Raw genomic sequence first — 15,972 nt, 5'->3', positions numbered from 1 at the left:
GGAGAAAAAGATGAAAGCTATAATTGATTTTGCCAATGTCTTGTTTGGTAATTTTATGGACTTTATGACTCCGGCAGTATTAATGATGATAGTATTAACATTAATATCTGTATTGGTAGGAGTAAAATTTTCGAGGGCTTTAGAAGGTGGTATTAAACTTGCGATAGCGATTACAGCTATTGGAGCAATAATGGGAATATTGACTACTAATTTCTCACAAGCTCTACAACAATTTGTTGAAAGAACAGGAGTAGAGTTAAGTATTACAGATGTAGGTTGGGCACCACTTGCTACAATTACGTGGGGTTCACCATATACCCTATACTTTTTATTGGTAATGATTATTGTAAACTTAGTAATGCTATTTTTAAAAAAGACAAATACATTAGATGTAGATATATTTGATATTTGGCACTTAGCTATTACAGGTCTATTCGCAATATATATGGGAGCAAATTTAATAGTTGCTACAATCTTAGTAATATTTATAGGTGTACTAAAGATTATAAATTCAGATCTTATGAAACCAACATTTAATGACTTATTAGATGCTCCAGAAGACAATCCAATGACAACAACCCACATGAACTACATGATGAATCCTATTGTTATGGTATTTGATAAAATAATTGATAAATTATTTCCATTTTTAGATAAATACGACTTTGATGCTGCAAAACTTAACTCAAAGATTGGCTTCTGGGGTTCAAAATTTGCAATAGGAATTTATCTAGGACTATTTATAGGTATACTAGCTGGAATGCCAATAATTGATACATTTGGTCTTGCATTTACAGCAGCTACATGTTTGGAGCTATTTTCAGTTATAGGTCAATGGTTTATAGAATCAGTAGAACCCCTATCACAAGGAATAGCAGATTTTACTAACAATAAACTTGGTGGACGTAAACTTAACATAGGACTTGACTGGCCATTCGTTGCAGGAAGATCAGAAATGTGGGCAGCAGCAAATATTCTTGCTCCTATTATGTTACTTATGGCTTTAATTTTACCTGGAAATAAAGTTCTACCATTAGGTGGAATCATAGCTATGGGACTTACACCATCACTTTTAGTAGTTACAAGAGGTAAAATTATTAGAATGATTATCATAGGTGTGTTCATGTTGCCAATATTTTTATGGTCAGGCACATTAATTGCACCATATGTAACAGAAGCAGCTAAATCAGTTCATGCCTTCCCAGAAGGATTGCCAAGTACAGCACTAATAACACACTCAACACTTGAAGGACCTATAGAAAAATTTGTAGCTTACTTTGTTGGACTTGCTAATGGACAAGGTGGAAAAATGATTCTTATAGCTCTAGCAGTTATAGCAGTTTATTTACTACTATTCTTGTGGTATAAGAAACAAATGCAATTAAGAAACGAAGAATACAAAAATAATAATAATTAGAATATAAAATTATAAATAATAATTATGAGAAATTACTCTAGAATGAATGCTTAGATTATAGAAAAGTAGATGATATTTGGAAACTTCATCTACTTTTTTATTGCTAAATATTTTGAAAAATGTATTTCTATATGATAATAGCCTACTTTCTAAAAAAGTCTTTAAAGCAGAAAACCTATCATTGTTAAATATATAATATTATTGTATGGATAGCTAAAATAATAATTGATAATAATTAATTGAAAATTGCTGTAAACTAAGACAGATGAAAAGGATATCGCCAAAAAATTTTAAACAATTTTGGGAACTTAAATATGTGAGAATTTTGTTGACTTAAAATATTTTTAGGTATATAATTAAATAAACTTTTAAATATTAATAAAATATTTGTGAATTTTATCGGTTTTTTTAAAATATGTTAGTTTTATAAAAAAACTACATAAGCTTAAGTAAAATGAATTAAAATGCTGAAAAACAATAAACTAACTTAAAGCCCATATAAGCTTCGAACTTATTAAAAAGTTGAACCGACTTGGTCAGTAAAATTTAGGTTTAGTTTAGATAGTGCAAAGATAGCTAAAGCAAGCTTGTATATCCACATAGAAATAGGAGAGCATATGAAAAAAGCACTGAGAAAAGTAATGTCGTTTTTGATGGCACTATTTATGGTTCTTCAAGTTATGATTCCAGCCTTTCCATCAAAGGCTGAGGAGCTAGACCCAAATACCATAAAAACAATAGAAGATTTAAAGACAGATTCTGATACCAATCTTTCTATTACAATTTCCCATAAATTAAACGATCTTGCTAAAAGAGAAGAAGATGAGAATAAATTTTCAATAGCGGTTGGTATATCAGATAAAACCCGTACTTTCAGACTTGTAAATAGGGATGATATAAGCCTGTATGAAAAAGGGCATTTTTCTACTATTGAAGAAGCAAGCAAAGAATATGATAGGGTAAAAAAGGACCTCAATGACCAAGGCCTTGACCTAGATATATCAATAATAGAAGAAGATGAGGGGTTTAGGATAGTTGATGAAAAAACCTACCTTGATATAAAAGAAGGTAGAGAGCCTGATAAGAAATATGGCAAAAACTATTCCTATATAGACTTAAAAGTTTTAGATAACTTTGATTTTGAAAACAAAGGATATACAAGATTTGCAGAAGAAAAAGATAAGCTATTTTTCAATTTAGATTTCTATAAATACATATCACCTGATCCTAACTTTAACTTATATGAAGAGGATAGTGAGGGAAATCTAAAGATTAAAAATAAGGGAGACCTACTTGCAGTTTTAACAGATGATAAGGTAAAAAAATATGATACAGACTCCCTAGAAAGTGACTTTAGCCTTCTTAAGCAATATAAGGAAGAAAAGTCCAAAGCAGAGGAAGAAAAAAAGACTGAAGAAAAAAAGACAGAAGAAGATAAGAAAGCTGAAGAAAATACTGAAAAGGAAAAAACAGAAGAAGATAAAAAGTCTGAAGAAAAAACAGAAGAGAAGACTGAAGAAGATAAAAAGGCTGAACAAGAAGCTAATACTGAAAAAGAAAACAAAGACCAAGAAGAAAAATCGGAAGAAAAGAAACAAGAAGAGCCTTCAAACTTTGACAAGGCAGATAAAGAATTAAAAGACGCTCTAGCTAATCCTAAAAACGGTATCAAAGAAATTCAAGACCTTCTCCATGAGCTTGGAGAAAAATATATCCTTACACCAGATGAAGAAGAAAAACTCATGTCTGCCAATGATAAGGCAATAAAGGACTTAGTAAAAAAAGATCAGGAAGAAAACTTTAGACCAAATAATTTAAGGGTATCTAATAGTTTTTCTGATAAGGAGTTTCAAGTAAATACTAGCCTACAAGTTATGGCAACATCTACTTGGCCTATACCTACTGGTTGGTATTTTGACCTAAAAATAGGTCCTTATCTAAAAGCAGATGGCACATATTCGCTAAAGCAATTAAAAGATAATTCTGGCAAGGTAGTAGCTACTCCATCTTATGTAGAAGATGGAGACAATCACTATATTAGATACACCTTTGTTAGGTCTATAAAATCTAATATAAATCTAGATATAAATCAAAGCCTAGCCTTTGATACAGATAATATTGGAAATAGTGATAGCATAGATGTAAATATCTCCCTTGCTCCAAAAAATAACCCAGAGCAAGACCTACTTACAAAGACGGTTAATTTAACCGACTCATCTCCAGTAATAGGAAATACAAGTTATATTATAAATGAGCAAACAGGCGATGAAACAGTCTACCCATACAAACTTTCTTGGACATCCAAGCAAAGCATCATAGACTCAAATGGAAATAGAAGTTCATCTATGTTTATCGACCAAAATGACTTAAATGTCTTATGGGATATAGAAGTAGACACTAGTCCTTTAGCAGGCACAAAAGGAGAAAATCTCGACTTTAGTAAGCTTAACATAAGCCTATTCTCCTCAGCTGCACAAGGACTTAGAAATTTCAAATACAAATTATCTACCAGCCCTATAAATGACTACAATAGTGGCTATACAACATCAGATAAAGAAGCAGAACTTCTTATGGATAATACTTCCATAAATAAGTCTGAGTTAGGAGATAAACTATACATAAGAGTTATAGCTCCTATAGATTCTAATCAAATCCACCAAGCCTATTCTATGGGACTTAGGCTAAACCCAGACACCAACTATATTAAGGCTATGGTTGATAAAAAACTTGAAGAGTTTAGGAAAATCCCAACAATCTTTAAGTGGATAGAGGGACTTGAACAAGCCCAAACATATGCTAATGTACCATTTAACCTTATAGAAACAAACATAGTTGCAAACAATGCTTATCAAGATAAATTCACCAATGAAAATTTCTTCTATGACTCAACAAGAACCATAGTAGCAAATAGAGTTACTGACAATAGAGTTGACTGGAGTGCTCAAGACCTTATTAGACTAGGAGAAGATGAAGATTTAGGCCTTGAAACACCTGATTTTCTCTTAAATGGAATAGGAGATAAACAAGATTTAAGCAAGACAAAAGTATACTTCGTACCACTTGTAGATGGAGGATATAGAAGAACTACTAGGGTAAGGGATGTTCTTCTTGATAATGGAAGATATTACCCAGGTACTATTGTTTCCTATACTTACGAAAACCAAACAGGCTCAAGAAATGATACCTACAACATGAGGACAACTATCAAAGAAAAGAAAAATGACATCTTTGATCCTTCATCAGTTCTTGACAGAGGCGGATATATAGACCTATATACTGAAAAGATAAGCCAAGATGAGCTTATGAATGGCTTTATAGCCTATATGGAATATCCTTATACTATAATGAGGATTAATAGAAACTTTGACATGGGTCTATGTTTTAATAGTGGTACAGATGATCCAACCATCAAGGGCAAGAAGGGGATCTTCCTTGATAAAAATGAAAATCCATCAGGAGACTTCCTAATATCAAGACTTAATGAAAATGTCAAAGGTAATTCCAATACATCTGGTTACAGACTTGTTCCGAAATTACAAGAATATGGACAATATAATAGGGACGGTTCTAAAAGCCAAGGTCAAGCTATGGAAGACTTAATGAAAAGAATCTTCTTCTATAGTGAACAAGTTAAGAAAAACTACACATCAAAAACAGGTGAAATCATGCATAGGCAAGTGGAAAGCTCTATGCTTCAAAGGGTAATCCATCACTATACAGATGGGGTTGATATAAGAAGAGATTACTTCTCTAATTCATCAACTTACAATTCGGATTCTTGGAAGGTCGATTACACCCTAGGTGGTCCAAATATATCTGGAACTTCGAAAAAAGAAAAGCAATTTGAAGGCTCTGATCAAAGCCGTATGACATATGATGAGCATGGTAATAGATTTAGGATGCTAAAGGACAATGAAACAAGGATAGGAAACTATCCTCCAGTTAGTGATCTTCAAATCGAATATGCTGATGATATTATAAAGCTAGTTGAGGCATCATATGGTAACAATAGTGACTGGTCAGAGGATAAGGCAAAATCAGTTAAACTAATATTTTATTCCCATACTGATCCTGGTAAATACCAAGAGCTAATATCAGCTCATGTAGTAGAACCAATAGAAATTGATAAGTTCAAAGAAGACGGCAAGACCAGACTTTCTGGAGCAACTTTCATCTTTACCAATATATATACAGGTGAGGTAGAAAAATACAAAACAAATGATCAAGACTCTGGTAAAATTTACCTAAAACCAGGCGCCTACAGGGTATCAGAGCTTGCACCAGAAGGTTATGAAGCCATTAAGCCTTTTAGGATAGTAGTAGAAAGAAAAGAAATTAACCCAGACGATGGACCATACCTTTACAAAAACCTACCTAGTATTCATGTAAATGATGGCTATAAGACAGAAGTAAAGCTAAGCGAGGTACCAACATCTGCCGATGGTAGAAAGCTTGTAGAACTTGACAATGATAAGCTTAAAATAAAGGTAACCAATATCCAAGATAACCTCGGTAAGGTAGAATTCACCAAGAAAAACAAGCATACCAAGCTTGATGGAGCAGAATTTACTCTTACAAAACTTAAAGCTACAAATCTAAGCGAGGCACAGGCAAACCAAACAGACTTTGATACTAAAACTGATGGAAGTCTACTCTACCAACAAAAATCAACAGGTTCTTATGGTGATTTCAAATTCGAGCAAATGCCAAAGGGCTTCTATATATTAGAAGAAACATCCGTTCCAAAAGGCTATGAAAAAGCCCCTAAGCTAATCTTAGAAGCTAAAGAGACAACAGATTCAGCAGGTAAGAAAAAGGTAGAAGTAAGCTTTGTAGACAAAAACATATACAATGTCAAGACAAATCAAAACGAAATAATAAATGAAACTAAGAAAACAAGTATAAAATTTAGGAAAGTTAGAGAGGATGTCCTAGCTGACCCAAGTCATGAACATCTAGGCCTATCCAATGCTAAATTTAGGCTCTATTCTCTAAGAACAATAGATAATGAGTTCTACCTCAAGGAAGTTTATTCTGATAATACAGAAAAAACTAACCCACCAGCTGCTTTGATAGATGGTCAACAAGCTAAAAATGGTGGATATTTCGTATTTGACAATCTTTCAGAAGGCGAATACCTACTAGAGGAACTTCAAGCACCAAAGGGATATTCAAAAGTAGATTTCTTCGGTTGGAAACTTGTAGTAAAAGAAAATAGTAAAGGAAATCTTGAAAGCAAACTCTACAAAATCCCAACAGAAAAAGACCTTGATAAGGATGTAGAAGAACTAGAAGAAGTAAGCTTAGATGATATTATAAAGTCCGATGAGAATAGTGGAAGTACAAAGGCTTATCAAATAGGAAATGATATCAGAAAAATTGATATAAACTTTGCTAAGTATTTGGCATCAAGTGATGGTGTTTATAATCCTATCTTGGCAAATGAAAAACTTGTAGATGAAATTGGTCAGCCTGTAAGCTTTGACCTATACAAGTCTGATTATTATGGAACAATCATAGGTGATAAAATAAATGAAAAGCCTATAATACAAAATATCTTTAAGACAAATTCAGAAGATAGGGTATTTAAAGAAGAAAAATATGACTATCAATTTGAAATTCATGACCTAGAATTCGGTGGCTACTACGTACTTAGGGAAAATAATCCTCCTAAAGGTTATAAAAAAGCTAATGATATCCTACTAAAGGTTGAAGCAGAAGCCATAGCCGATGAAGGTCAAATGAAAGTTATAGTAAGAGATCCTAACAACAATACCAAATATGGTGAACATGCAATCTTTGAAGGAGTTATAGATTATAAAAAAGAAGCTAAACTCGGAGAATTGTATATAAAGAAAACAGGAGATGCAATTGCTCCATACAAGGGCAAGGTTGGTTTGAGAAGAGCATACTTCAGACTCTACACTGCAACTGATGATTTCGAGATAAAGAAAAACGCCCAAGGTTTTGCTGAAGAATATATACAAAAGGTAAGTCCGGGAGAAGCTATAACAAAGCCAAATCCAGACAATCCAAACGAGCAAATAGGAAAAGATCCTAAAGAGCTTCCAAAAAATCAAGGTATAATAATTTTCGACCAATTAAAACCTGGAAAATATGTTCTAGAAGAGTATAGAGGACCAGCTGGTTATGAAAGAGATCCTAACCCTTGGTATATCCTAGTAAGAGATGATGGTACAGTTCTAAAATCAAGACAAAAAATAAATCTAACACCTGAACTTTCAAGAATGGTATTAAATAGTCCTAGACTAGAAAATACAGGTCTAGATCTTTCAAATATCGAAAGCCTAAGTGCAGTAAGTTCAGCTAATTTAGACTCTAAATTTTATTCTGTAGATACAAAAAATGCAAATATCGATGTAGATGCTAGTGCTGTAAATACTGATGAGGGAACAAGAGATATTAAACTTACTATAATACCTAAGATTAGAACAACTATAGAAGATAAAACAAGGCCAAAGAAAATCCATGTAGTAATGTTGGTTGATAGGGACAAGGACCCTTCAAATTCAGGTTTTATATCTAGTCCTACAAGTTTGGATGGTAATATAAATAAGTTTATAACAGACTTAAGAGATACAGCACAAAAGTATGGCTCACAAGTAGATATATCTTTTATCCAATATTCAGGTGTCTCTAATCAAAACAAGATGCTTCTTGATAAGGTAAATCTTGCAGACTATGATTATCTAGGAAAAGAAGATTATCCGATGAAGCTAATAAGAGCGAACAATATTGTAACAGAAGATACCAAGATAAGAGATTACCTAACAGCCTTTGGGGTAAGCCAAAGAAATACAATAACCGATGATTCATCATATATGCTAATGGTAACTAGGAAAAAAGACTTTAATTCTTGGGTTAATAGTATTATGTCAAATGATGCTAGCTATGATGAAAAATTTGTAATAAATCTTCCAAGCCATAATGGAAATATTTCTAATAGATTCTCGGAAGGTGGATACAATAAGTATAGGCAATCTGAGATAACATCAGCATTTAAAGGCTATGAAAGCTGGGTAAGCCATGTTGATACCCTAACAAATCCTGACAATACAGGAGCATATACTGGATATAGGGATTATATGGCAGATAAGGCTATAAGTGGTATAGATCATTTTGACTTCAAGGCAACTAACTATTGGATAGGTAATCAATGGGTAAAAAATATTGCCCCATATGTACAAAAAGACTTCTTTGATAGCTTGTTAGTAGAAGACAACTTTGTAAAAAAAGGTCCTAGCACAAGCATAGATGAATCACTTCTTAAAAATGGACAATTACAAATTAGACCAGATCCTCATGTTAGTTTGATATCTAATAGCTTTAACAAAGAATCTAATGGACAAGAAGAACCATTAAGCAAGGTATCAGCCAACACAGCAGATGGAATCTATAGATTTGATATACCAAGCCCTAATAATACAGCAAATGAAGGTGAAGAGTATGTAATAAATTATAAGCTAAGATTAGATGATGATGCTTCAGTTAACCAAGATTACTTGATTCATGATATTCTCAAATGGATACCAGACAAAAAGAATTCAAGCGATTTTGAAAATCTTGATACAAATAATCTTATCATAAGAAGAAATGAGAAAGTAAATCCTCCTACTCCACAAGGAGATATAAATCTTAAAGTAGACTTTACCTACTCAAATCAAATAAATGGAGAAGAAGATAAGACACAACCAAGTGGTAAAGCAGGAAGTATTAAACTTCAAGTAGGTGATGGTCTTTCTTGGACAGATGTGGCAGATGTTAAAGATGCCCCATATCAAGGAAGCCTTGATTTTGCTAATCTTGACCCTAGTAGGCAATATCGAGTTGTCTATACTAGAGATGAAAAAAATGCAAATGAATGGGCAACTGAAACTGTATCAGTTTATCCAGTTGACTTTAAGAAAGTCGATCCTAATACAAATCAAGTAACTATAGAAATAGCAAATGGTAATCTTACAGAAATCTTTAATAATGATGAGAGTGGATTTAGGATTCCTCTAAGAGTTTCTAAGGTAAATTCAAACAAGGGAACTCTAACAGGCTCACAATTTAAGGCACGTAAGATAATAAATGGAGAAAAGGCACCTGAGTATATAGATGGAAAGCCAACAGGTAATTACACATATCCAAAATACTATAATGAAGAATTTGACGCTGTATCAGAAGCAACAGGTGAGCCGGGAGATAACTACTTTAGAGAGCTAACTCCAGGAATCTACGAACTAGAAGAAATAAAAACTCCAGATGCTTCTTACAAAATTCCAAAAGATAAAGATGGCAATCCTATGAAGTGGTACTTTAAGGTTTATGTTAACAAAGACAAAAGCCCAAGAGATGCCGACTACATGAACATAGACTTTGGTTTTAGCCATACATTCTCTGAATCTGATGATTTCAATAAGGCTATCAGTGATGAAGAAAAGCAAAAACTCATAGGAACAACCATTAAGGGGCTGGGAGTAGATGATCCAGTATTTAACAAATATGCCAAGATAGTAGCAGATGATGGAAGATCATACCCTGCAAGACCAGATGCCCCATATAAGAAAATCCATGATGTTCAAGTAACTAACTACAAGAATAAAACCAAACTAAACTTTAAAAAAGTAGATCTTAACTATAATGCCATCTCTGGTGCAAAATTTAGACTAATTAAGGTAAAAACAAATAAGGATGGCACAGTCCAAACAAGCTTTTTCGGTAATAAGCCAGTAGAGGACACCTATGAAGAAGATATTATAGAAAATGAGGCTGTAATACACAAGAAAGGTGACCCAATCTATAAAGAAGAGGCAATATCTGATAAGATTCTAGGAGTTGAATTTAATGATATCCCAGAAGGAACCTATATCCTAGAAGAGATAGCCCCTGCAGAAGGCTATAAGAAAAATGATGGTTATATTACTATAACTTTCACAGAAAATGAACAAGGTAAGTGGAAACAAGTAGTTAAGGCAGATTCATACCCTTATAAGACCGATCAAAATGGTAACTTGTCTGCAATAACAAATGCCAAGTCCTATATTGACCTTAAATTCCAAAAATTGGATAACAAGGGAGAAGAAGTTAGGGCAGCAGACTTTAAACTAAGTGAGGTTGATAAAAAAGGTGAAAAAATCGAAGGGGGATATGAAAAAACTATCTACTCCTACGATAACTCAAGATTTAACTTCGATAATCTTGGACCAGGACGCTACAAACTAGAAGAAACTAGAATCCTAGACAGGTTCCAAAAACCTAACCCATGGTTTTTTACTATAAAAGTTAAAGATAAAAGTACAGGTGAACTTGAGATAGTCTCAGAAAATAAAAATGACCTTTCCATAAGAGAGGTCACTGACAAAAAAGATGAGTCAGATTACCAAATCATAAACTATGAGAAAACCAAGTTTAACTTCACTAAGCTGAAAGAAGATGACACACCACTTAAGGATGCAGTCTTTAGCCTAAAGAAAGTAAGAGATAAAATCCATGATGGGGATTTAGCTTCAGAAGATAAAACAATAGGCTACCTATATGATGAAAATGGAAAGTTTAAGGGAGTCTATAATGGAAAATACCAAGAAGGAACAGGGGTTGATTCTACAAGTGGAGCAACCACAGCCTACTATAGGAAAGCTCGTTCCCAAACTGATGGTTCTGTAAACTTCTACGACCTAACAGAAGGTATCTATGAATTAGAAGAGATAATAATTCCAGAAGGTTATTCAAGCAATAGTAGCCAATATAGGTGGATAATAGAAGTTAAAAAAGGCAAAAATGGTCTTGAAGTTATATATGATAAGACAAGAGAGAAATCATATTATGAAAAATATGATCAAGCCTATGATGAAAAATACAAACAAAATAACTTCGATAAATCTGACAACTTAAGTCTTAGCCCTTATGGAAATAAACTTATAAACCATAAGAATACAACAGATCTTAAATGGAAAAAGGTTAGTGATAAAGCGGAAAACCCAATCAAATCAGAAACAAAGTTTACCCTTTATAAAAACTCCAATGACCCAGATGACCTAGATAAGGCCAAATCTGGTCAGGCAATAGCTGCCCCATATGAAGTAGTGTCATCGGATGGTGCTTTTGAAATAACAGACCTATCAAAGGGTGTCTACACCCTAGCAGAAACAAGTCCACCAACTGGATACAAAAAAATGGATAGATATATTGTTATCCAAATTAAGGAAGATGGAAATAACCACTTACAAAAAACCTTCTATGAGCTTAAGTTAAATGATAATGGACAGTATGAAATAGTAGGAAATTTCGCTGATTTTGATTATATTTTGGCAAATATCCCTAGAATAGGAAAACCTAGCCTCAGAAAAGATAAGGACAGTGATTTTTGGATAAGAAACTTTGAAAAAGATTATTTTGTTTTTTCAAAAATATCACTAAATGGTAGACCAAGACCAAATAATTATGATAATATTAAAACGGGATATTTAAAATTAAAATTATCGCCCGCTGATGATAATACAAATAAAAATGCTAAAACTTATACAAAAGAAGTAAACTTGGCTGGAGATCCAAATCTTAATATTTATAAGTTTGAAGTAGATGATATATCCGAAGGAACATATATCCTAGAAGAACTTATGGCACCAGATGGATATCAAAAAACTTTGAAAAAATATAAGATAAAATTTACAAGAGAAAATGGCTCCTTTACAGCAATGCTTGTGGCAGTGCTAAATGAAGACGGCTCAATCTTAGTTGATAAGCAAAATAGACCAATCGATGAAACAGGGGACGTTATTTCAACACTCCCACCTCTTACTCCTTTAAGAGGTGTAGAGGTAAATGGACCATTAAAGATTGTAAACAAAAAAATAGGCATAGAGTTTACTAAAGTTGATAAACAAACAGATAAGCCATTAGCAAATGTAGAATTTGTCTTGGAAAGACAAGATGATTCAGCTAAGGATTATTATCCAGTTACAAGAAATCTAGACTTGATAATGACAGAAAAAGAAACAGGCAAAAGATATATCATAAAGAATGGAGAAAAAGTATATGAAACAAGCTACAATAGACTTGATGATTATAAGTTAAAATCCAATATAGATGGTAAATTTAAGCTTGAAAATCTAAAAGATGGTTATTATAGGATAATGGAAACAAAAGTTCCAGATGGCTATATGAAACCACAAGGTTCAGTAAAAGAATTTAGAGTAATAGACGATGATATAGAAATATTAACCCAACATGGTTATCAGAAAATAACTGATGAAAATAAAACTCGTCTAACTAAGATAGTAAACTACAAACCAGGAAAGGGTAGGTTTAGTATAAACAAAACCAATGAAGAAGGTAAAAAACTTCAAGGAGTAAAATTCACCCTAACATCCATAGATGGTACTTCATTTGTACAAACAACAAACTCTGAAGGTAAGGCAGAATTTACAGACCTACCTAATGGCTTCTATTGGTTAATGGAAACATCAACTCTAGATGGTTATATGCTTGATAAACAGAAAAAACCAGTACTCATAGGAGATCAAAGTTGGACTGTCCCAGACAAGCCAATAAATCCTGAAGATGTATCTGATAGGTTAATCTTTGATGGAAAGCAAGCTTCTGTTAAGTCAGTAGGTGGCAAGAGCGAAAGCGAACAAGTTGTATATCCTAATGAAGGAGAGGCAATCTTCGCTCAGTTTAGATTCAAATTAAGAGAAGGTGAAATGGTAAAACCTGGAGATACCTTTACCGTCAATTTCTCAGATAATGTTGACCTAGATGGAATAGTTAAAGACAACGATGGAGTAGGAAAGACAGATTCATCCTTCCTAGATATGATGAGTCCATCAGGAAAAATTGCCAAGGCAAAAATCAATGATGATAGAAAATCTATAACCTATACCTTTACAAACTTTGTTGAAAACTATAAACCAGAAGATATGCAGATGTTTATTCAACTATATCCAGATAGGATAAAGATAGATCACACACAAGATTTTCCAATAAGAGTAACAATTGGAAATCCAAGATATGCAAAAGCAGATCAAATCTTTACTGACAATATAAGGGTAGATTATAGTGTAATGCTTGATGGTCAAGGGACTAGAAGCTATGCGAATCCAACAACTGATGCATGGATGTACAATCTAAGAGTAGATCCAAAGGAAAAGACCTTTACAGCTGTTGTCTATTACAACTTATGGAACAAATCTCTTTATAACAAGAATTTAACATTTACTACTAACCAACCTATAGATGCAAATAGTCTATCTGTTAGGATTTATAAGAAAACTGGCAGGGGCTTTGCTCAAAACTGGCGAAATGGATACCTACCACAATCTAATGCAGTAGACTTTGATAATAGAAGCGACCTAAGATTTATAGGTGATGGATTCACTACGCACTATGTGCCTGTTTATGACCAATGGAACCGACTTCTTGGTTACAATCCAAATGAAACTAAACTGTTAACTTTCCCAGAAGAATACTTCAATGCTAGAGGTGATGAAGATTCAACCTATGTATTAGAAATAAAGGGTAAGCTAAGTGATTCATCTAAGGCTACATCATTGCTATCAAGCGTAAACTATAGCCATAGAGAATACTATTGCCTTGATGCATATGGTAGAAAGACAACATCATGTCCTAGATGGACACATTACACTGACTATACTGGAGAGGCTCATTCATGGTCTAAATTCTATGTGCCAGGAGCAAGTGGAGAAGGTAAGCTTGAGTTTAATTTCGTAAACTACAAAAACGTAATAGAATACACCAAGATTGATGGTGGGGTCATCTCAAATGTTAATACAGATAATCCGACTGGTGAAACTAGCCATAAGCCAGACCTAGATGTGCTAGGAGTACTTGAAGGGGCTGAGTTTGAACTAAGAAAAGATGGCGTAAAAGTTGAGGGCTCAGAAAGAAAATCAGATGTCTATGGTAAATTCTCATGGAAAGGTCTAGCTGAAGGTAGCTATGAAGTATGGGAGACTAAGGCTCCACATGGATACAAACTTCCAGAAAAAAGAGTATCATCATTCAAGGTTGACAAAGATGGTCACTTCATAGATATCTTAGACAATAAGCAAATTATTGCAAACTACAAGAGAGCAGACCTTAAACTTAAAAAGCTAGATCAAGATGGAAATCCACTTGAAGGAGCCCAATTCCTATTAGAAGGAAAAGACGTAGAAGGCTATGATGACCGAACACTAAAAAGTGATAGCAAGGGTCAAGTTACATTTGAAGACCTAGCCTACGGCAAGTACACCTTAAAAGAGATGAAAGCTCCAGATGGCTACAATAAAACAGACAAAACTTGGGAGATTGAAGTAACTCGTGATGGTAAAATCCTATGGACCAACTCCTTTGATGATAGTTTAGAAATAAAAGATGCAACAGTTACAAACTTACAAGGTCAATCATCAGCTAATCTTGATAGCAAAATAGTTGGTATCAACAAAGACAAAAAAGTCTTTAGGCAATACAACCTTGTAAAACTAAATGGCACAGAAAAAGACATAAGAATAAGAGCAGACAGCGGAGTAAAACTAAATGACTCTAACACCCAAGTAAGGGTAATTCCTGTCAATAATACTTCAACGCTCGATGCTCCTACAGTTATAGACAAAAATGCCAACTTCAAACTAGCCTATGATAAAAATACAATAAACCTAGTTATAGAAGAAAACAAAGGTAAAGAAGATACTCCTGAAGGATCTTCATCGGAAGAGTCAAGTACAAATCCTCAAAGAACATACCTAGTAATAGTAGATATGCCATACAATAAAGATGGTAAAGTTGGGGCAGGACTTGCTTATGGAGTCTTGGAAGCTAGTGGATTTAAAACCACAGAAAGCATAGATAAGTACGTGGCATATGACAGTTCAATTAGCCAAGGCCAAGATAAGCACAATCCAGGCTTTGCAAATGACAAGTATCTATTAAGAAACCAATATGATATGACACTTGTCTTAGAAAATAAGAAAAATCCTGATATCTACTTTGAGAAGGTAGATTCTACAAATAAAGAAACTAAACTTCAAGGTGCAGAATTTGTACTTCAAAAGAAAATTGGAGAAACTTACCTAACTATAACAAAAGAAGGCAAAGAAGTAGATCCAACTAACATGAATGATAAAGCTTGGACAGCAACTTCAGACGATAAAGGTAGATTTGAATTCAAATCAATCCCAGATGGGGACTATCAAGTAAAAGAAGTCAAAGCTCCAAGAGGTTATGCAAATCTTAAACCTATAGCCTATAAGTTCAAAGTCCAAAATGGAAAAATCTATAAAGAAGACCTAGAAGGCAGGCTAGAAGATAAAGAATTAGAAAACTCTGATGAAAATAGAGAGCAAATAGAAAATAAAAAGGCAGTCTATCCATCAACTGGTGGACCAGGAGTTTGGATAGGATTTACAATCATTGGATTAGCTCTAATGATACTAGCTGTTCTAAGCTACTCTAAGAAAAAAGAGAAATTAAGTTAATTACTCAAAAGACCCTCAAAGGGTCCTTTGAGTTAATTATAAAAGTAGGAATGTTTCTAACTATAAGTTTTAAAC

At 33.6% G+C, this 15,972-nt stretch carries 2 protein-coding genes; both read left to right on the top strand.

Annotated elements, in window-relative coordinates:
• The first annotated feature begins 10 nt into the window (after window positions 1–10).
• A complete protein-coding gene (locus FYJ26_RS03610) occupies window positions 11–1,417 on the top strand; it encodes a PTS galactitol transporter subunit IIC (RefSeq protein ID WP_154539695.1) in 1,407 nt (468 codons plus the stop codon).
• Between the two features lie 617 nt (window positions 1,418–2,034).
• Window positions 2,035–15,897, top strand: a complete 13,863-nt coding sequence (locus FYJ26_RS03605) for a SpaA isopeptide-forming pilin-related protein (RefSeq protein ID WP_154539693.1) — start codon at window positions 2,035–2,037, stop codon at window positions 15,895–15,897.
• Window positions 15,898–15,972: the final 75 nt, after the last annotated feature.

This window comes from Anaerococcus porci, assembly GCF_009696575.1.
Lineage (GTDB): Bacteria > Bacillota > Clostridia > Tissierellales > Peptoniphilaceae > Anaerococcus > Anaerococcus porci.
This window is presented reverse-complemented; position numbering and strand designations above follow the sequence as displayed.

What these genes read in the sequence shown, in the direction of transcription:
- FYJ26_RS03605 (WP_154539693.1), top strand. Translation starts at nt 2,035, where the DNA reads ATGAAAAAAGCACTGAGAAAAGTAATGTCGTTTTTGATGGCACTATTT.
- FYJ26_RS03610 (WP_154539695.1), top strand. Translation starts at nt 11, where the DNA reads ATGAAAGCTATAATTGATTTTGCCAATGTCTTGTTTGGTAATTTTATG.